The 17,578-nt window shown below is 68.6% G+C and carries 16 protein-coding genes; 5 read left to right on the forward strand and 11 right to left on the reverse strand.

All coding sequences use genetic code 11. The features are described 5' to 3' along the window. Position 1: 1 nt before the first annotated feature. The 5 genes from D187_RS05025 to D187_RS05045 form a co-directional block, all read right to left on the reverse strand. Positions 2-769, reverse strand: coding sequence for a hypothetical protein (locus D187_RS05025; protein WP_002630268.1), 768 nt, complete (start codon positions 767-769; stop codon positions 2-4). After that, positions 766-2,067 carry an AAA family ATPase gene (locus D187_RS51900; protein ID WP_076606086.1) on the reverse strand — a complete coding sequence of 434 codons (1,302 nt, stop codon included), beginning with the start codon at positions 2,065-2,067 and terminating at the stop codon, positions 766-768. Before D187_RS51900 ends, D187_RS05025 begins: the two co-directional genes overlap by 4 nt. Before the next feature lie 156 nt (positions 2,068-2,223). Further along, complete coding sequence (locus tag D187_RS49425; RefSeq protein ID WP_002630266.1) at positions 2,224-3,624, reverse strand: serine/threonine protein kinase; 1,401 nt, start codon at positions 3,622-3,624, stop codon at positions 2,224-2,226. 118 nt (positions 3,625-3,742) lie between these two features. After that, a complete protein-coding gene (locus tag D187_RS05040) occupies positions 3,743-4,549 on the reverse strand; it encodes a hypothetical protein (protein WP_002630265.1) in 807 nt (268 codons plus the stop codon). Positions 4,550-4,661: 112 nt separating this feature from the next. Further along, a complete protein-coding gene (locus D187_RS05045; protein WP_002630264.1) occupies positions 4,662-5,942 on the reverse strand; it encodes an MFS transporter in 1,281 nt (426 codons plus the stop codon). 158 nt (positions 5,943-6,100) lie between these two features. Between D187_RS05045 and D187_RS05050 the strand changes: the two genes are divergently transcribed. After that, positions 6,101-7,093, forward strand: coding sequence for an aldo/keto reductase (locus D187_RS05050; RefSeq protein WP_002630263.1), 993 nt, complete (start codon positions 6,101-6,103; stop codon positions 7,091-7,093). A 96-nt stretch (positions 7,094-7,189) separates the two neighbouring features. Next, positions 7,190-7,501, forward strand: coding sequence for a Flp family type IVb pilin (locus D187_RS05055; RefSeq protein WP_063724952.1), 312 nt, complete (start codon positions 7,190-7,192; stop codon positions 7,499-7,501). Positions 7,502-7,534: 33 nt separating this feature from the next. On the opposite strand, the gene D187_RS49430 is transcribed toward D187_RS05055, so the two are convergent. Beyond that, positions 7,535-10,573 carry a protein kinase domain-containing protein gene (locus D187_RS49430; protein ID WP_002630261.1) on the reverse strand — a complete coding sequence of 1,013 codons (3,039 nt, stop codon included), beginning with the start codon at positions 10,571-10,573 and terminating at the stop codon, positions 7,535-7,537. A gap of 499 nt (positions 10,574-11,072) precedes the next feature. Here D187_RS49430 and D187_RS54680 point away from each other — a divergent pair, with 499 nt between their 5' ends. Together D187_RS54680 and D187_RS05065 are read left to right on the forward strand one after the other, a co-directional pair. Then, positions 11,073-11,321 (forward strand): hypothetical protein, encoded by a 249-nt coding sequence (locus tag D187_RS54680; protein ID WP_020917783.1) that lies wholly within the window; start codon positions 11,073-11,075, stop codon positions 11,319-11,321. A gap of 13 nt (positions 11,322-11,334) precedes the next feature. Then, a complete protein-coding gene (locus D187_RS05065; RefSeq protein ID WP_020917784.1) occupies positions 11,335-11,907 on the forward strand; it encodes a hypothetical protein in 573 nt (190 codons plus the stop codon). Here the strand turns inward: D187_RS05065 and D187_RS05070 are convergent. From D187_RS05070 to D187_RS05080, 3 genes are all read right to left on the reverse strand, one after another. After that, the gene (locus D187_RS05070; protein WP_002630260.1) at positions 11,904-12,275 is read right to left on the reverse strand and encodes a DUF2256 and DUF3253 domain-containing protein; all 372 of its coding nucleotides are present in this window, start codon (positions 12,273-12,275) and stop codon (positions 11,904-11,906) included. The two genes, D187_RS05065 and D187_RS05070, sit on opposite strands and share 4 nt — an antisense overlap. Positions 12,276-12,296: 21 nt before the next feature. Further along, positions 12,297-13,934, reverse strand: a complete 1,638-nt coding sequence (gene pgm, locus D187_RS05075) for a phosphoglucomutase (alpha-D-glucose-1,6-bisphosphate-dependent) (RefSeq protein WP_002630259.1) — start codon at positions 13,932-13,934, stop codon at positions 12,297-12,299. Between the two features lie 108 nt (positions 13,935-14,042). Next, positions 14,043-14,474 (reverse strand): hypothetical protein, encoded by a 432-nt coding sequence (locus tag D187_RS05080; protein WP_002630258.1) that lies wholly within the window; start codon positions 14,472-14,474, stop codon positions 14,043-14,045. Positions 14,475-14,714: 240 nt separating this feature from the next. Here D187_RS05080 and glgC point away from each other — a divergent pair, with 240 nt between their 5' ends. Further along, positions 14,715-15,965, forward strand: a complete 1,251-nt coding sequence (gene glgC, locus D187_RS05085) for a glucose-1-phosphate adenylyltransferase (protein ID WP_002630257.1) — start codon at positions 14,715-14,717, stop codon at positions 15,963-15,965. Between the two features lie 10 nt (positions 15,966-15,975). Here glgC and D187_RS05090 read toward each other — a convergent pair whose 3' ends face one another. Together D187_RS05090 and D187_RS05095 are read right to left on the reverse strand one after the other, a co-directional pair. Then, positions 15,976-17,112 carry an aminotransferase class V-fold PLP-dependent enzyme gene (locus D187_RS05090; protein WP_002630256.1) on the reverse strand — a complete coding sequence of 379 codons (1,137 nt, stop codon included), beginning with the start codon at positions 17,110-17,112 and terminating at the stop codon, positions 15,976-15,978. A gap of 55 nt (positions 17,113-17,167) precedes the next feature. Beyond that, positions 17,168-17,572 (reverse strand): hypothetical protein, encoded by a 405-nt coding sequence (locus tag D187_RS05095; RefSeq protein WP_002630255.1) that lies wholly within the window; start codon positions 17,570-17,572, stop codon positions 17,168-17,170. Positions 17,573-17,578: the final 6 nt, after the last annotated feature.

Consider the following 17,578-nt stretch of genomic DNA (forward strand, 5'->3'; position numbering starts at 1 on the left):
CTCAGGGCGACGGAGGGCCGGAGGTGGCGCAGGTCCGCTCCAGCGCCGCCGTCAGTTCGTCGCAATCCAAGAGCCCATCAACGGTCCGCGCGAAAGACGCCTTGGCATCGAAGACTTCTCCAGCGGGAAACCCGGAAGAAGCGAGCCGCGCGTTGTGCTTGTCCTTCAAGCACAGCGTCGTCTCCTTGGGCTGGGTGACTTCATCGAGGCTCGCGCGGTCCTTCTCCCAATCCGCGAGCTGCGATTGGCACCGACCACAGCCCTCTTCCGCGCAGAGTCGCGTGGCCTCGCGGGTGTGCTGATAGAGCCAAGCCTCGATGCTGTAGAAGGGCACGAGGAGGCGCAGGCGCTTCATCCGCGTCTCCACCTCCGCTGGGAGTTGAGAACGCACGCCCGCTTCGATGGGAGGAATCATGCGCGCACGGAACTCGCGGACGTTCGCGCTAGACTCACGCTGGGACCAGGGCACATCTCCATCGATGTGGTAGAGAACGAAGCCATTGGGCTTGAGGAGTTCGGTAATGATGCTGCGGATGAGCAGCCTGCGTGCGGGCTCATCGAGCGGGTTGGTGCTCTGCCAGGTGGTGCCACGCATGGCGAGACGCGCTCGCTCGTCCTCGAGCGGCTTGAAGTCGATGCGGTGGGTCCACACAGCGGGGACGAGCAACTTGAGCATCTCCTTCACGAGTGCGCGCACGGTGTCGTAGGCGTCCGCTCCGGAGTCCTCGGTCAGCACCATGACCGACAGGGTTTTGCCATGGCCGCTCACCAGAGCCCCTTCGTCTGGAGCAACTCGCCTACCTGCTGGAAGCCGACCTTGTAGGAATCGAAGAAGTCCTCCGCGGCCTCATGGGACATGTTCTCCCAGCTCATCTGCTCGGACCCCTTGTCCCGGCGGCACAGAACAAACGTGGATCGAACATCCTCTGGAGACTGGAAGCGCAAGTAGTCGAGCAGGAGCGGATTCTGGCTGGTGAGAAAGACCTGCCGCTCACCCAATAGCTCAAAGCAGGCACGAATCCAGTGATGGTGCAGTCCGTTGACGAGTTCGTCGGCGATGACGGCGTACTTCGCCGAGGCCAGATAATGCATGATAGCAAGCATGCGCTTCTGACCATAGCTGAGCATCTTCTCCGAAATCCTCGTTCCACTCGGGCGTCGGAAGTAAAATCGCAAATTCCCCAGACGCATGACGTCACCTTCGTCGCTCCTGGTCGAATCTTGCAGTTCGACGATGGCCTCAGCAGATTCGAAGTCAAGAAGCTCGGCTGTACGTTTGAGGAATTGGATGTCGCTACTAGGCAGAACATACCGATCCGCTCCCCAATTTTTACTGGCAAGCGCGGCTAGTTCTTCGCGCATGACACTAGTTAAGTCCATGTCATCAGCCGCACGAATCCGTCCGTTCGAATCTCGAACCACTCTGAAACGGCGTTCGCCAAGGCTTTTGAAATAATCGAGTGATTCATCGAAGCGGCCTGAATTTGCTCCCAAGAATAGACGCAAAGAATCGACAAAAACATCGTCCGGCATGAGCTTTCCCCGATCAGCTTGCGACAGTCCCAAAAGCATCACCACACTGAGGGGAAGACCAATCAGCCTAGACGACAGCTCAAGAGCCGCACTGGGTGTTGCCTCGTCTGTTCGTTGAACTGAACCACTCTTTCCATCAAACTTTATCCTTAATTTCAAACCCGAAGAATCGCTGCAAACAATTGCCTCAAAGGAGAAGACTGGCGTACGCAATCCACTTGCGGAAGCAAGCGCTTCCGAATGCAGAGCCGACATGCCCTCCAATTCCGAGAGCATAGGTGACGACTGATTTTCGCTGCACACAGAGAAGCTGGCTGACACCTTGTCCGAAGCCAGTTCGTAGGAAAGGTCGAACTCTTCATCCTTGAAATCAGTAAAATCTGACTTGACGGCCGCCGCGATGAGGTTGAGCAGCGTGGTCTTCCCGGTGCCGTTCTGTCCGAGCAGCACGTTGTGCCCCCCGTTGAACGTCAGCCGCGTTCCCGGCTTCACCGAGCGGAACTTGTTCACCTGGAGCCACTGGAGCTTGACCATCGGACACCTGATTGCGGCGCAACGCGCCCACGGAGGAGAACGCCGAGAATACGTGCCGGTCCTCAGGTGTCCAGCGGCATGCCTCTGTCGCCGGATTCTCCTGGCTACCAGAGGGAGCAGGCGAATGTCCCGCCCTGGAATGCTCCTGTCCAACCCTCACCGCTCCTCGGGCACCCCGCCATCCACGCTGGTGGGCGCCCGCTGCTCCTTCAACACGGGCAGGAAGCATCTGCCTTTGTACGCGAACGTCAGGCGGGGGCAGGTTGGAGATCGCTGCTCGAGCGTACGCCAACAGGCGCCGGACAGTTCCACCTCCACGCCCTCCGTACAGGGGGCCTGCTTCTGATTCCTCACCGGGAGCGGCGCCTGCTCGTACCGGGCGGGGCCCGGCGGGTCGACCCGCACATCCGTGGCCCACTTCTCGTCTGGAGCCTGGACACTCGGAGCCTCGGGTGAGACGCGAACCATGGACACCAGCGCCAACAGCACCACCGCGGCGAGCACGAGCCCGCTCGGCCAGCGGCTCCGCTGCTCCACTCGCACGGGAACGGGGGGCGGCGGCGGCGCGCTCCAGGAGGGCTTTGGCCTCGGGGGCCGGACGAGGCGCCTCTCGGGACTGCCCCCCTCCTGAGCCGGTGGCACCTCTTCCCAATCGAAGATGCTCGCGTCCCACGCGGGCTCCTCACCACGGGCCGCGGAGCTCAAGGCCTCGTGCAACGCAGCACCGCTCGGGTAGCGCTTCGCGGGGTCCTTCGACAGCAGCCTCACAATCACATCACTCAACGCCCGGGGCACCCGGGGATTGACGAGCACGGGCGCCATCGGCCGCGCCTCGATGATCGCCATCTGCAACAAGTCCGCCGGCAGCCCCTCGGGGAAGGGTTGATGCCCGGTGGCCGCCCGGTAAAGGCAGACGCCCAGCGCATACAGGTCATCCCCCGGTTGAAAGGCATAGCGCACGCCGGGGTGCTCGCGGCTCTTCCACAGGAAGCGCACCGCCCCGGGGGTGAGCTGATGCAGGGTGGCCGGAGGCAAGGGGCCCGTGGTGAGCGGCGCTGCCCCCTCGTACCAGCCCACGCCGAAGTCGAGCAGCACCGGTTGTCCATCCGACTCGCGCACCAGGATGTGCTCGGGCTTGAGGTCGCGGTGCAGCACGCCCCGCTCATGCAACTCGCCCAGGGTATCCGCCACCGTGGCGCCCACCTCGGCGAGCCGGCGGAAGGTGGAGCCCTCCCGCTCGGCCCATACGTCCAGGGCCAGGCCAGGCACCCAATCCATGACGAACCCCAGACACCCCTCGCGAGGGTGTGGCCAGCGCGCCCAGCCGTGGAACCCCACCACGTGGGGATGCACCGCCCGGGTCATCATCAACTCCACCTCGCGCTCGGCCCGTCCGTCACTCGCGTACCACGCGAGCTTGAGCGCGTAGAAGTTCCCCGGGTGCTCCAGGTCCTCCACGCGGTAGACGGCGCCTTGTCCCCCCACGCCCAATGGCTCCACCACGCGCCAGCGGCCCACCCGCGTCCCCGGGGCCAGGTCCTCCGGGTACTGCCTCACCGATCCAGGACTCGTGGCCACCCGTGTACCTCCGCGCTCGTCCCACCGCCGGGACGAGCGCTCATACCACGACATGACGCCGGAGGTCACCTCGTCCGGCCCACCTCCGGCGGGCGTCTCACGGGCACGCGCCCGAGGGAGCTGGCGCGCGGGTGAGCGTGCCGGTCTCGTCCATCCTCAGCGTCATGCCCGAGATGACCCCGGACACGGCGCGCGCCGTGGCGATGAAGGAGAAGGGGCCCGTCACCTCGACCTGGTAGATGAAGCGGCATCCGCCCACCCACGAGCTGTCCGGACCCGAGGGGCGCGTGCCATCCGTGCAGCCCAGGGGCGCGAAGCCCACCTGCGCGAAGTCGCTCGAGTACCGGTCCTTCTCCTGCAAGTAGGCCCGCTCCGCCGTGAAGAGTGCTCGGATCTCCTCCACCCCCACGCGCTCCTGCGCGGCGCACACGGACTCGCCAGGAGCCGGCTCGTCCCAGTAGACGAAGCGGCGCACCCCGGAGCGCTCCAGCCAGAAGAAGATGCCCTGGTTCGGGAGCGAACCAATCCCCAGCGTCACGTCCTCGGCCGGAGTGCCCACGGCGCCCCGCGCGATGGCGGCGAAGGACGGCTCCGCCGGCCAACCCGTCACCGACTCCACATGGTAGGCGAAATGGCAGCCCGCCACCCAGCCCGGCCCGGGCACGGGCGCCCGCGAGCCATCCGCGCACGCCACGGGCGCGAAGCCCACCTGCGCCAGGTCCTGTGAATACTTGTCCTTCTCCCAGAGCGAGGACTGCTCCGCCTCGTACAGCGCCCTCATCTCGCGGATGCCCTCGCCGTCGACCCCTCCACGGTCGACGGGCGAGCCCTCCGCCATCGCCACCGCGCTCCACGACCCGCACAGCGCGCCCACCACGGACAGCCACCGCATCGCATGACGCATCAGGTGTACCCCCTCTTGTTTCATCGCGAGCGCACCAGACAGCGGCGCCCGCCAGGGGTTCCAAGCAAAAGCGCCGCGCGGGGAGCGACTTTCGTGTGCCGGCGGCGCGGACTCAGGCCGCCGTGGGCTGGGGCTTACGGCGCAGGAAGAACAGGAAGAGCAGCCCCACGCCCAGGATGCCCGCGAAGGTGATGAGGCCGTCGAACGCCACGCTCGCGCGAGCGCCCAGGCCGCGGAAGCCCGAGGCGTGTCCATCCAGGGCGGTGACGTAGCTGATGGCGAAGTTGGAGGTCGCGACGAAGAGCGTGTACTTCGTGGTGACGGCGGCCCCCTCGCTGACCATGTCGAGCACCATGCCGGCGAAGGCCGCGTAGCCCGCGCCGTTGGCGAAGCTGTAGGCCAGCGTGCCCCAGATATAGGTGGTGGGCGTCATGGGCGCGGCCGCCATGGCGAGGGCACACAGCCCCGTGAGCCCGCCCATGAGCGCGTAGTTGAGCTTGCGATTCACCCGGTCCGACAGCCACCCGCCCAGCAGCGAGCCGAGCGCTCCGGTGACGCCCATGCCCAGGCCGTTGACGAGCTCCACCACGTGCTCGGGCACCTGGTAGTCGCCCGCCATGGCGCTGAAGAGGTTGGTGAGCGCGCCGCAGCTCACCGGCAGCAGGCACAACACCAACATGACGAGCCCCTCCCGGCTGAAGGCCGTGCGCAGCAGGTCCACGACGATTCCCCTCACGCGCCCCCAGGCCGCGCGCAGCAGGGGCCCCGGCTCGGCCCGAGCGCCCGCGCGCTCGACGATGAAGAAGATGCCCACCCCGCTGCCGAGCACCAGCACGGCCATCACCACGCCCACCACCTGCCGGGAGAAGGAGCTGGCGAGCCAGATGCACAGCGCGCCGAGGATGCTCGTGGCCCCCACGTTCCCCGCCATCTGCCAGCCGCCCGTGCGCCCCTTGTCCTCGAGCCGCGTGGTGGTGGCCATGAGCCCGTTGAGCGCCGCGTGCGCCGTGGACGCCGTGGCCTGCATGCCCGTGAGCAACAGCGTGTAGAGCCCGAGGTGCTTGGAGGGCTCGTCCAGGAAGGCACAGGCCAGGAGGAAGAGCGCCGTGAGCAGCGTGCAGACGCCGTACCAGATGCGCCGCCAGGGCCCCAAGTCGATGAGCGGCACCCACAAGAGCTTCCAGGCATGCGGAGAGAAGGCCGTGCCGGACAACAGGCCAATCTCCGCGAGCGGCATGCCCTCGCGCGCCAGCCAGTAGGGCACCGCCGTCTGCAGGAAGCCCACGGCAGCGCCGAACTGGATCTCCAACAGGCCGAACAGGGGGGGCCAGGACCAACGCTCTTCGGGGGTGGCTTTGGAGGTGGCGGGGGCCACCGCTTCGGACTCGATCACGAATGACTCGGGAGGCAAGGGGTCGACACGGCCCCGAGTCTACGCGAGAGCACCGGGTCGCGACGCCGCGAGCACCTGTGTCCCCCCGAACGCCTCCGAGCAGGGGGCCCTTGTCTCGGCGTGGCGGGCCGGTGCATACGCCTCCAGGAGGAGTCCTCATGCGAGACAGCTCGAAGCGTTTCTCACCCCCCGGCCCGCTCGGCTTCGGGGGAGCGCCCCTGGGCAACATGTTCAACCGCGTGGACGAGGAGACGGCCGAGGGCGCCCTGGTGGCCGCCTGGGACAGCGGCATCCGCTACTTCGACACCGCGCCCATGTACGGGTGTGGCCTGTCCGAGCATCGCTTCGGCCGCGTGCTGCGCCGCTTCGAGCGCGACTCCTACGTGCTGTCCACCAAGGTGGGCCGGCTGCTCCTCCCCGATCCGAAGGCGCCCGAGAACCTGGGGCCCTTCCTCGGGGTGCTGCCCTTCCAGGTGCGCTACGACTACTCGGCCGAGGGAGCGCGCCGGTCCATCGAGGACAGCCTGCAGCGACTCGGCGTGGGGCGCATCGACGTGGCCTACATCCACGACGTGGCCGAGGACCACCATGGCCCGGGTTGGAAGGACGTGTTCGCCACGGCGATGAAGGGAGCGGCGCGGGAGCTGACCCGGATGCGCCAGGAGGGCCTCATCCGCGCCTGGGGGCTGGGCGTCAACCGGGTGGAGGCCTGCCAGAAGGCGCTGGAGGAGTCGGATCCCGACGTGTTCCTGCTCGCGGGGCGCTACAGCCTGTTGGACCTCACGGCGCTGGACACGCTGTTTCCCGCCTGCGCCGCGCGGGGCGTGAAGGTGGTGGTGGGCGGCCCGTACAACTCGGGGCTGCTCGCGGGCGGCAACATGTTCGAGTACGCGGAAGCACCCCCCGAGCAGGTGGCCGCGCGCGACCGGGTGGCGGCGGTGTGTGCGCGGCATGGCGTGGACATCAAGGCGGCGGCGCTCCAGTTCTGCGCCGCGCATCCGGTGGTGGCCTCGGTGATTCCCGGCGCCAAGAACGGCGAGCGGGTGCGCCAGAACATGGAGCTGATGCGGCGGCCCCTCCCCGATGCGTTCTGGAGAGAACTGAAGCAGGAGGGCCTGCTGCCCGCGCACGCGCCGACGCCAGGACACTGAGCCATGCACGACGACTCCCCGCCCACGCCGCCCTCCCCTCGGAGGCGCGGAGGAAATCCTGGAATTTCTCATTCTATGTTGATTAGGTTGATCCTCATGAATGCCCGCCTCGCTCCGTCCCTCCGAAGCTCCGCGCCGTGGCGCCGGAGGGGTCAGAACCTCACCGAATACGCCCTCATCACGTTCCTCGTGGCCCTGGGGACGATCGGGGTGGTGGGGCTGTTCGGCGACAACCTGCGCCAGCTCTTCGGGACGAACTCGGAATCCCTCGCGGGTGCCTCGACCGCGCAGAACGGGGGGAGCGCGCCCTCCGCGGACGTGAGCAAGTGGAGCATCAAGGGCTCGGGCGGCTCGGGTGGCAACCCGGGCGGGAGCTCGAACTCCGGGGGCTCGGACACAAACGACTAGGCCCGGGGGGGTCGAGTCCCGCGAGGGGGCCTGTCACGCGGCCCGGCTCCCGTCGTTGTCCCGCACCACGAAGGCGAGCTGTCCCGCCTCGGTGCCGTGCGTGCGGGTGAAGGCGAAGCGCCCTCCGCACGTCTCCTGGGTGTCCGCCGAGACGAGCACGCCTCCCCGAGGGGCCCGCCGCGCCAGTTGCCGCGCCTGCTCCATCGGCGAGCCGAGCACCGTGTACTCCCACCGGCCGCCCCGCGGGCCCACGTTGCCCACCAGCGCCTCGCCGGTGGCCACGCCCACGCGCACCTCCAGGGCCACCCGGGATGCGACGCGCGCCTCCAGCCGGGCCTGCACCGCCAGCGCCGCCTCCACCGCGCGCCGCGCATGGTCCACCATCCGCAGCGGATCGCCGAACACCGCGAGCACCCCCTCGCCGCGCAGCGAGTCCACGCGCCCCTTGCGCGCGAGCACCTCGTGCACCACCCCGTCGAGCACCTCGCGCAGCTCGCCCACCACCTCCTCGGGAGGCAGGCGCTCCAGGGCGCCCGTGCTGCCCTGCACCCAGGCGCACAGCACCGACACGCGCTGGCGGGAGCCCTCCAGGCTCAGCGCCGCCTCCGAGGCGGACACCAGCCGCGCCAGCTCGGCGTCATCCACGTAGCCCTCGAAGGTGTGACGCATCCGCGAGCGCTCCTGCTCGTCGGCGGAGAGGCGCCCCGCGAGCACCAGACCGAAGGCCAGCACCGAGGCCACCATGGGCCCGAGCGGCCCCAGCACCACCCCGCGCTCGGCCAGCAGCAGCGCCCCGCCCACCACCCCGAGCAGCACCACCAGCACCGAGGCGAACGTCAGCGAGGGGCGCAACACCAGCACCGCCGCCGTCAGCAGCGCGCCACACAGGGCGATGAGCGCGAGTTGCAGGCCCAGGGGCAGCTCGCGCACGGGCCGCGCCTCGAGCAGATCGCTCAGGAGCGAGGCGTGCAGCAGCACCAGCGGCAACGTCTGACCGTTGGCGAAGGGGCCCAGGTCGCGCACGCTCTCCGCCGTCTGCCCCACCAGCACGTACTTGTCCTTGAGATGCTCGGCCAGCGCGGGGGGGAAGACGGGCTCTTGTGCCTGGGCGAGCTCCGCGTAGAGCGCGCCGTAGGAGAGCACGTCCATGGCCCCGGGCCCGCGGAAGCTGGCCAGCACGGCGCCGCTGTCGTCGGTGGGCACGTGCAGGGCCCCCAGCCGCACGCCGTCCGGCTCCTGGAGGATGTCGGAGACGGGCAGCCCCAGGCCGCGCATGTACATGCTCAGCGCGAACGTGGGCAGGGCCCGTCCCGCCAGGTTCGACAGCAGGTACGCGCCGCGGACGTTACCGGAGGCCGAGCGCGCCACCTCCACCTGCGCCACCACCGAGCCGCGCAGCAGGGGCTCCTGGGGCGCGAGCACGCCCTGGCACCCGAAGCGGGGCGAGGGGCCCGGGGCGAGGGAGGAGGACTCGAGCCGTTGGGCCAGCGCCCGGGCCTTGTCGTTGGCCTCGAAGGTACAGGGCGCGGCGAGTACCACCCGGCCGTAGCGGGCGATGGCCTCGCCCAGGGCCGCGTCCGCGCCGGGGCCGTCTCGCGCCGGCAGGTAGAGGAAGGAGTCGATGCCGAGCGCCTTCACCCCGGCCCGCCCGAGCGCCTCCACCATTTTCGCCTGGACGTGGCGCGGCTGGGGCCAGCCCACCGTGTCGATGGAGGGCTGATCGATGGCGAGCAGCACCACCTGCTTGTTCCACGGCCGGGGACGAGCCGTCAGCAGCAGGCCCTGCGCGCGCTCCTCGAAGCCGCGCCAGGCGCGCGTGGGCGCCAGGGCCATCACGAGCCCGGTGGCCAGCAGGCCCAGCAGCACGCCGCGCCGCACCCGCCGCCGCACCCGGCTCCGGGCGCTCTCCTGCTCGCGCGCGGGGTCTCTCGCGAGCGCCTGGAGCAGGGCCTCCATGTTGGGGAAGCGCTCCTTGGGCTCGTGGCTCAACCCGCGAAGCACCACGTCGTTCAACCACGGCGGCACGCGGGCGCGGGTGCGCGAGGGCTGGAAGCGCCGGGTCCGGATGTTCCACTCCACCTCCGCGTCGTTGTCACCCGCGAAGGGCCGGCAGCCGTGGAGCGTCTCGTACAGCGCCACGCAGAAGCTGAACTGGTCGCTGCGCTCGTCGACGGGGGCCAGGAGCGTCATCTGCTCGGGCGCCATGTACCCGGGCGTGCCCACCACCAACCCCGCCTGGGTCAACTCCTGGCCGAGCCATCGCTCCTGTCCGGGTGCGCCCTCGGGCCGCGAGGCCTCCGGGACGCCCTCCCGGGAGCGGGCCAGCCCGAAGTCCGACACCCGCACCGAACCGTCCACGCCGATGAGGATGTTGCTCGGCTTGATGTCGCGGTGGATGAGGCCCGCGGCGTGCGCGGCGGCCAGCCCGACTCCCGCCTGGCGGAAGACCTCCAGGATTTGACGCGTGGAGCGGGGCGTCCGGGCCCACTCACGCAGCGTGGTGCCCTCCACGTATTCCATGGCCACGAAGAGGCTGCCCTCGACGTGGAGCAGGTCGTGGATGGCGACCACGTTGGGATGCGAGACACTCGCCATGGCCTGCGCCTCGCGCAGGAAGCGGGTTTTGTGCTCCTCGTGCTCCGGGCGCTCGGACATCCAGGAGTGCAGCCGCTTGATGGCCACCCGGCGGTGCAGCTCGGGGTCATGCGCCAGGTAGACGGCGCCCATGCCGCCCATGCCCAGCACGCGCTCGATGACGTAGCGGCCCACGCGGCCGCCGGGCTCGAAGTCCTGGGGCACGGCGGAGTCCTGGGGTCGCCGTAGCGGCGCCTCCGCGCGCGTCTCGTCCAGGACGGGAGGATCGGAGGGCCGCACTGGGGCGGCGGGGCGGGTGGGGTCCACGGCGGTCGGGGCGAGCTCCGCCCGGCACCGCGCGCACCCGCCCAGGTGGGCCGCCACCCGCTGCCGCCGCTCGGGGGGAAGCTGTCCCTGGAGGAAGAGGGAGACCTCGTGCGGCTTCAGACACGCCGGAGAGGGAGGTTGGGCGGAGGGAGGACGAGGCGGGGAGGCCATGGGGGAGTGGCTCGAAGTATAGCCGTCCCCGACCGGACCCGGACGAGCCCGGCGATCCGCGGATACCACTGAGACTCCAGGAGGCTACCGACGAGGAGCATCACGGCCCGGGTTGGAAGGAAGTGTTGCCACGGCGATGAAGGGAGCGGCGCGGGAGCTGACCCGGATGCGCGAGGAGGGCATCATCCGCGCCTGAGGACTGGGGGTAAATCAAGTGGACTAGCCGAGAGGACAGTCGACGGCCTTCCTTCATCGCGGTGATGACGGGCATCTACACCGTGTGCCGGCTGGGGCTCGCGTGTACCTGCTACTGCCGCTCGTGCTGTGTCTCGGATGCGTACCCATTACAGGACAAATCCAACCCAGCCACTTCCAGTTCACCACGATCGTCAATCAACGAGTACCCGGCGCTGGCGGTTGGCGAGCTGCCTGTGTTCATGCAAGAGTCAGGAATGGAACGACAGGTGAATTCTTCTGCAAGTTTGGCGTTGAAGTCCCCATGGAGAACAAGGAAGGACCCATCTCCGTGCCTCTTGCTCAGCGCATCGCGGCTGATTGCGCCAACGCGGCCGCATACGTCGTGCTTGAAGCGGCATCGAAGGAACCTGAACCTCCGCTTGGACTCTTGTGCGAAAGCTTCAAAGCAGCCTACCGCCTGAAATTGGGAGCCGCGATTCCAGGCTCGCGCGTTGTAACAACATGTGCCCCAAGCACCAAGCCCGTCATCTTTGGCGAACTCATTCCCTAGTCCCCCTCACCCCATGACGCTCTCGGCGGAAAAGCTACTGGCCATCGCAAACAACTACTGGGATTCGAGCAAGGACTTCTATCTTCGACAAGAGACGAGCCCCAGGACCGAAAGACTCCAGGCAACCTGGACCCGGGAGCTTGAAAACGTTGAGCGCTGGTGGTCGTTCCGGGATGATCTCCAGCACTCGCTTCCTGGGTTCGAACTCAAGCTCATGGGAAGCACGGCGGATGCTGGCTTCCGCCTCATCGCATACCCAATCTTGTGCACCCAGCTACCACGATACAACTGGTCCATCGTTGGGTGCATCAGCATCCTGGCCCCCGTGTATACCGTGTATGCCGTAGAATATGATCACACCGATGGCAAGCGAAGTCAGTTCAAAGCCATTTTCGAGCCCACGCGTCCAGGTATGGACTTCCCAGTCCGTGTAATCTCCAGGAAGATCGAGGAGACTTTTGGATTCAGCGCGGTTCCGAGTGATATCGCGCGAACTCCCATTCCTCTGTTCGTGGAGTCCAAAGAACCTCCACATACCACGCTGTTTGATGCACTCTTCACGAGCGAACCTGCCAGCATTCCCTAACCACGCAGCCGCAGGCGGATGGGCCCTCGGGCCGTCGACGGGTCCACCACCCGGCCGCCCTGGAGGATCTCCACCTCGCCCCGCGCCACCAGCCGCCGGGCCGCCTCGCGCACCGGCTCCATCCGCTCGCGCCAGTCCTCCCCTCCCCCGGCCCGCGCCACCTCCGAGGGACACATCGTCGCCCCCCTCGCCCGCGTGGCCAGCATCTCCAGGATGCGCCGCTCGAGCTCATCCTGGCGCCCCGCATCCTTCCGGCGCCTGCACCGCTCGGAGCAGTAGCGCACCTGCTCCCAGTCCTTCTCCCACTTCTTGCGCCAGGTGATGCTCCGCCCACAGACCGCGCACGTCTTCGGGGCGGGAGTCGTCATGAGTCTCCCGCCCCTCGGACCTCAGCCGCGCGAGAACGCGTCGCCGACGATCTGCCGCGCCTCGTTCACCAGCGCGTCCAGGTGCGCCTGGTCCCGGAAGCTCTCCGCGTAGATCTTGTACACGTCCTCCGTACCCGAGGGCCGCGCGGCGAACCACCCGTTGTCCGCCACCACCTTGAGCCCGCCCAGCTCCGCGTTGTTCCCCGGCGCGCGCGTGAGCCGCTGGGTGATGGGCTCGCCCGCGAGCGTCGTCGCCCGCACCGCCTCCGGCGACAGCTTCTTGAGCACCGCCTTCTGCGCCGACGTGGCCGGTTGATCAATCCGCGTGTACAGCGGCGCGCCGAACTTCTTCGTCAGCTCCTGGTAGTGCACGCCCGGGTCCTTGCCCGTGCGCGCCAATATCTCCACCGCCAGCAGGTCCAGGATGATGCCGTCCTTGTCGGTGGTCCAGACGGTACCGTCCTGACGCAGGAAGGACGCGCCCGCGCTCTCCTCGCCGCCAAAGCCCAGCGAGCCATCCAGGAGCCCATCCACGAACCACTTGAAGCCCACCGGCACTTCCACCACGCGCCGGCCCAAGTCCTGCGCCACGCGGTCGATCATGCTGCTGCTCACCAGCGTCTTGCCCACCCCCACGTCCTGCTTCCACTGGGGCCGGTTGCGATAGAGGTAGCTGATGGCCACGGACAGGTAGTGGTTGGGGTTCATCAACCCCACGCTCCGCGTCACGATGCCGTGCCGGTCCGAGTCCGTGTCGTTGCCGAACGCGATGTCGTAGCGGTCCTTGAGCTCCACCAGCCCCGCCATGGCGTAGGGCGACGAGCAGTCCATGCGGATCTTCCCGTCATGGTCCACGCGCATGAAGCGGAAGGTGGGGTCCACCGTCTTGTTCACCACCTGGAGGTTGAGCCCGTAGCGCGCGGCAATCGGCTCCCAGTAGTCCAGGTTCGAGCCGCCCAGCGGATCCGCGCCGATCGACAGCTTCGCCCCGCGCACCACGTCCAGGTCCACCACGTTGCGCAAGTCCTCCACGTACGGGGTGATGAAGTCGTAGCGCTCCAGGTGGGCCACGTTCTGCGCGCGCTCGAAGGGCATGCGCCGCACCGCCGCGTTGCCCGAGCCGAGCAGATCGTTGGCGCGCTTCTCCATCCAGCTCGTGATGTTGGTGTCCGCCGGGCCGCCGTTGGGCGGGTTGTACTTGATGCCACCGTCCTCGGGCGGGTTGTGCGAGGGGGTGATGACGATGCCGTCGGCCAGGCCCGTCTGCCGCCCCCGGTTGTAGGTGAGGATGGCGTGGGAGATGACGGGCGTGGGCGTCGCGCCGGGCGTGTAGCGCACGCGCACCTCGTTGGCCGCGAGCACCTCGAGCGTCGTGCGCTGCGCGGGCTCGCTCAGCGCGTGCGTGTCCATGCCCAGGAACAACGGGCCGTTGATGCCCTGCTTCTCCCGGTACTCGCAGATGGCCTGGACGACAGCGAGGATGTGCGCCTCGTTGAAGCTGCGGCGCGCGGCCGAGCCACGATGGCCCGAGGTGCCAAACGCCACGCGTTGCTCGGGCTCGCGCACGTCCGGCAGCTCCGAGTAGTACTGCGAGCGCAGGGTGTCGGGGTTGATGAGGATGGAATCAGGAGGGGGCTTGCCAGCGAATTGATGGGCCACGCGGCCACTCTAGCGCCGCGCGCCCCCGCGGCACGCCCCGTTTTCCGCGATGTTGGCCCGTTCACGCCTCCCCCTCTTCCGGGGAAGGCGCGCGGCCCGCGTCAGCGACTACAGGCGCTGGGGAACGGCCTTGTCCCCGGGGAAGCGGCTGCCGCCCAGTTCCTGGCTCTCCTCGAACATCTCGCTGTCCTCCTCGTAGCCGGAGCCGCCCGTGCCCGGCTCCTGCGAGGGATCCTGGTCGCGCACGTCCTCCTTGGAGTTGCTCGTGCCGCTCGCGTCCGGGTTGGTCACCGGATCCTCGTAGCCCGAGCCCCCGGTGCTCCCGCGATCCTCCTGCGGCACCGTGTAGTCGTCATACACGCCCGTGTTGCCCTTCCCGGAGTCATCCCCCGCGCCACCCGTGCCCACCTCGGAGGGCTGCCCCACCTGGGGAACGGGGGCCGGCTCCGAGCGCCTGGCGGACGTGTCCGACGAGCACGCCGTCCCCAACGCCATCGCCCCCGCGACGAGTCCGGTCCACAACAGCCTGGTCCTGGTCATATGCCTCTCCTCCCGAAAATTCCGTGGTGTGTGCGCCGAGGGCAATATGATCAGCGCACCCGCGGGTGACAGGCGGCCCTCGCGTGGCTGGCCGCTCCCCCGGGAACGGAGCGGACGTGACGCGTGGCGTTGGGCCCCCAATCATGCCGCCATGCGCCATGAATCGAGGAAGGAGAAGAGAACCGCGCCTTCCGTGAACACCCTCCTATACTGCCGCGCCCAGAGGGGGTTCACCCACGAATGAGCAGCAAGCGCATCCTCGGAATGATTCTCGCCGGCGGCCAGGGCACGCGCCTGGCGCCCTTGACGTCCAAACGCTCCAAGCCCGCCGTGCCGTTCGGCTCGAAGTTCCGCATCATCGACTTCGCGCTGAGCAACTTCCTCAACTCGGGCGTCTACTCCATCTACGTGCTCACGCAGTTCAAGGCGCAGTCGCTCACCGAGCACATCCAGCGCGGCTGGCGGTTCGGCTCGGGGCTGCTCGCCGACTACTTCATCACGCTCGTGCCCGCGCAGATGTACCTCTACGAGGAGCTGGGCCCGGTGTGGTACCGGGGCACGGCGGACGCCATCTACCAGAACCTGCACCTGGTGGAGAACTACCGCGCCGACAACGTGGCCATCTTCTCGGGTGATCACATCTACAAGATGAACGTCGCGCACATGCTCGAGCTGCACGAGGACTCGCGCGCCGACATCACCATCGCCGCCTACCCCACGCCGCTCGCCGAGGCGCACCGCTTCGGCGTCATGCAGATCGACGAGCGCGGCCGCATCACCGACTTCCAGGAGAAGGTGAAGAACCCCCCGCCCATGCCGCACAAGCCCACGCACGCGCTGGCCAGCATGGGCAACTACATCTTCAAGAAGAAGGTGCTCGAGGAGCTGTTGGAGATCGACGCGAAGACCGAGGGCAGCCAGCACGACTTCGGCAAGGACGTGCTGCCGCGCGCGCTGCGCGACGGCTACCACATCCAGTCGTATGACTTTCACTCCAACCCCATCCCCGGCCAGGACCGCGCCAACACGTACTGGCGCGACGTGGGCACGCTCGAGGCCTACCACGAGGCCAGCATGGACCTGGTGTCGGCCAACCCCGAGTTCGACGTCTTCAACCCGGAGTGGCCGCTGCGCACCGCGGTGGAGTTCAGCCCCCCGGCCAAGTTCGTCCACGAGGCGGGCGAGCGCATGGGGCGGGCGCTGGACTCCATGGTGGCCGGCGGCTGCATCATCTCCGGCGGCACCGTGCGCCAGAGCATCCTGTCGCGCCGCGTCCGGGTGAACTCCTACTCGCTCGTGGAGCGCTCGGTGCTCTTCGACGAGGTGGACATCGGCCGGCACGCCCAGGTGAAGAACGCCATCATCGACAAGGGCGTGCGCATGCCGCCCCACGCGAAGATTGGCCATGACCTGGCGGCGGACAAGGCGCGCGGCTTCACGGTGACGGACAGCGGCATCGTCGTGGTGCCCAAGAACTACAAGTTCGAGTGAGCCCGCGCGCTCACGCGAACGTGTCCAGTTCCTCGAGGAGGCGGTCCACGTCCGCCTCCGTGTTGTACAGGTGGGGCGAGACGCGCAGGCTGTCGCCGCGCACGCTCACGAACACCCGGCGCGCCGCGAGCTTCGCCGTCACGTCCGGGGGATAGCCCCCGGGGTTGCGCAGGCCCATGAGGTGCCCGGCGCGCAGGCCCTCGGGCGCCACCTCCAGCCCCATCGAGCGCGCCCCGGCCGCCAGCCGCGCCGTCAGCGCGCCCACCGTCTCCTGGATGTCCGCCACGCCCCAGGAGGACAACTGGCGCAGGGCCGCGAGCGCCATGGGCACGAGCGCGAAGTTGCTGCGCTCGCCCACGTCGAAGCGGCGCGCCCCGGGCTGGAAGTCGTCCCGGTAGTCCACCAGCCGCGAGAAGTCCTCGCTGCCCGCGCGCGTGAGCCAGTTGTGCTCCAGGGGCCTCCCCTCGCGCCAGCGCGGCGCCACGTAGAGGTAGCCCAGGCTGTAGGGCCCCATCATCCACTTGTAGCCCGCCGTCACGAGGAAGTCCGGCCGCACCCGCTCCACGCTCAGCGGCAGCGCGCCCAGCGACTGCGTCGCGTCCACCGCCAGCGCCGCGCCCACCTCGCGCGCCCGGGCGCCCACGCGCTCCAGGTCCACCAGGCTCCCATCCGTCCAGTGACAGTGCGGCAACGCCACCAGCGCCGCGCGCTCGTCCAGCTCGGCGAGCACCGCGCGCGTCCAGTCTCCGTCCGGAGGCCGGCGCACGGTGACCACCTGTCCCCCCGAGCGCTCGGCCAGCTCCCGCCAGGGGTACACGTTGGAGGGGAACTCCTCGGCGAGCACCAAGAGGCGCTGGCCCACGCGCACCGGCACGTTGGACGCCGCCACCGCCATGCCGTAGCTCACCGAGGGCACCAGCGCCACGCCCTCCGCGTCCGCCTCCACCAGGCTCGCGAAGAGCCGGCGCAGTGCTTCCGACTCGGTGAAGAAGTCCTCGGGCCGCACCTGCCAGGGCCTCGCCTTGCGCGTTACCGCCTCGCGCCCCGCCTCCGTCACGGCGTGGGACTGGGGCGACATGTACGCGCAGTTGAGCCAGGTGAGGCCCTCGGGCAGGTCGAACAGGTGGCGTTGGCAGGGCAGGCGCATGGGCCCGGAGCATACCGCTCGCGACGCCCCGCGCCCGCCCTCTGTCGACTTGTGTCTACTTGCGCAACCGATTGAACAGCCAGCCGCCGCCCGCCAGGCTCAGCACCGTGCCCAGGGCACGCAGGGGCTGGGTGCGCAGGCGCGACTCCAGCACGTCCACCCGGTCCGCCAGCAGCAGCAGCGCCACGTGCCGGAAGTGGTGCTCGGGGATGTCATAGGCCACGCTCCGCAGAATCCCGCTCAGCCCCTTGGGGGGAATGGCGGTGCTGAAGACGGGCGTCAGCTCCTCGAGCGACGCGCGCTTGAGCACGGGCACCTCGGGAGGTGGCTGGCGCTCGGGCTCCTCCCAGTGCGCCCCCCCGCGCACCCGGGGCTCGAGCAGCATGGGGACTCCGGGCCGGTTCCTCGGATCCTCGTCCGCGCCCCAGCCCCTGATTTCCGTGTGTTCTCGCTGTGCCATGTCCGG

Origin of the sequence: Cystobacter fuscus DSM 2262 (assembly GCF_000335475.2) — a bacterium.
GTDB lineage: Bacteria > Myxococcota > Myxococcia > Myxococcales > Myxococcaceae > Cystobacter > Cystobacter fuscus.

Bases quoted from the DNA above. Each gene is read 5' to 3' on its own strand.
- D187_RS51900 (WP_076606086.1), bottom strand. From the start codon at position 2,067: ATGGTCAAGCTCCAGTGGCTCCAGGTGAACAAGTTCCGCTCGGTGAAG.
- D187_RS05040 (WP_002630265.1), bottom strand. From the start codon at position 4,549: ATGCGTCATGCGATGCGGTGGCTGTCCGTGGTGGGCGCGCTGTGCGGG.
- D187_RS05050 (WP_002630263.1), top strand. From the start codon at position 6,101: ATGCGAGACAGCTCGAAGCGTTTCTCACCCCCCGGCCCGCTCGGCTTC.
- D187_RS05055 (WP_063724952.1), top strand. From the start codon at position 7,190: ATGAATGCCCGCCTCGCTCCGTCCCTCCGAAGCTCCGCGCCGTGGCGC.
- D187_RS49430 (WP_002630261.1), bottom strand. From the start codon at position 10,573: ATGGCCTCCCCGCCTCGTCCTCCCTCCGCCCAACCTCCCTCTCCGGCG.
- D187_RS54680 (WP_020917783.1), top strand. From the start codon at position 11,073: ATGGAGAACAAGGAAGGACCCATCTCCGTGCCTCTTGCTCAGCGCATC.
- D187_RS05065 (WP_020917784.1), top strand. From the start codon at position 11,335: ATGACGCTCTCGGCGGAAAAGCTACTGGCCATCGCAAACAACTACTGG.
- D187_RS05070 (WP_002630260.1), bottom strand. From the start codon at position 12,275: ATGACGACTCCCGCCCCGAAGACGTGCGCGGTCTGTGGGCGGAGCATC.
- D187_RS05080 (WP_002630258.1), bottom strand. From the start codon at position 14,474: ATGACCAGGACCAGGCTGTTGTGGACCGGACTCGTCGCGGGGGCGATG.
- glgC (WP_002630257.1), top strand. From the start codon at position 14,715: ATGAGCAGCAAGCGCATCCTCGGAATGATTCTCGCCGGCGGCCAGGGC.
- D187_RS05090 (WP_002630256.1), bottom strand. From the start codon at position 17,112: ATGCGCCTGCCCTGCCAACGCCACCTGTTCGACCTGCCCGAGGGCCTC.
- D187_RS05095 (WP_002630255.1), bottom strand. From the start codon at position 17,572: ATGGCACAGCGAGAACACACGGAAATCAGGGGCTGGGGCGCGGACGAG.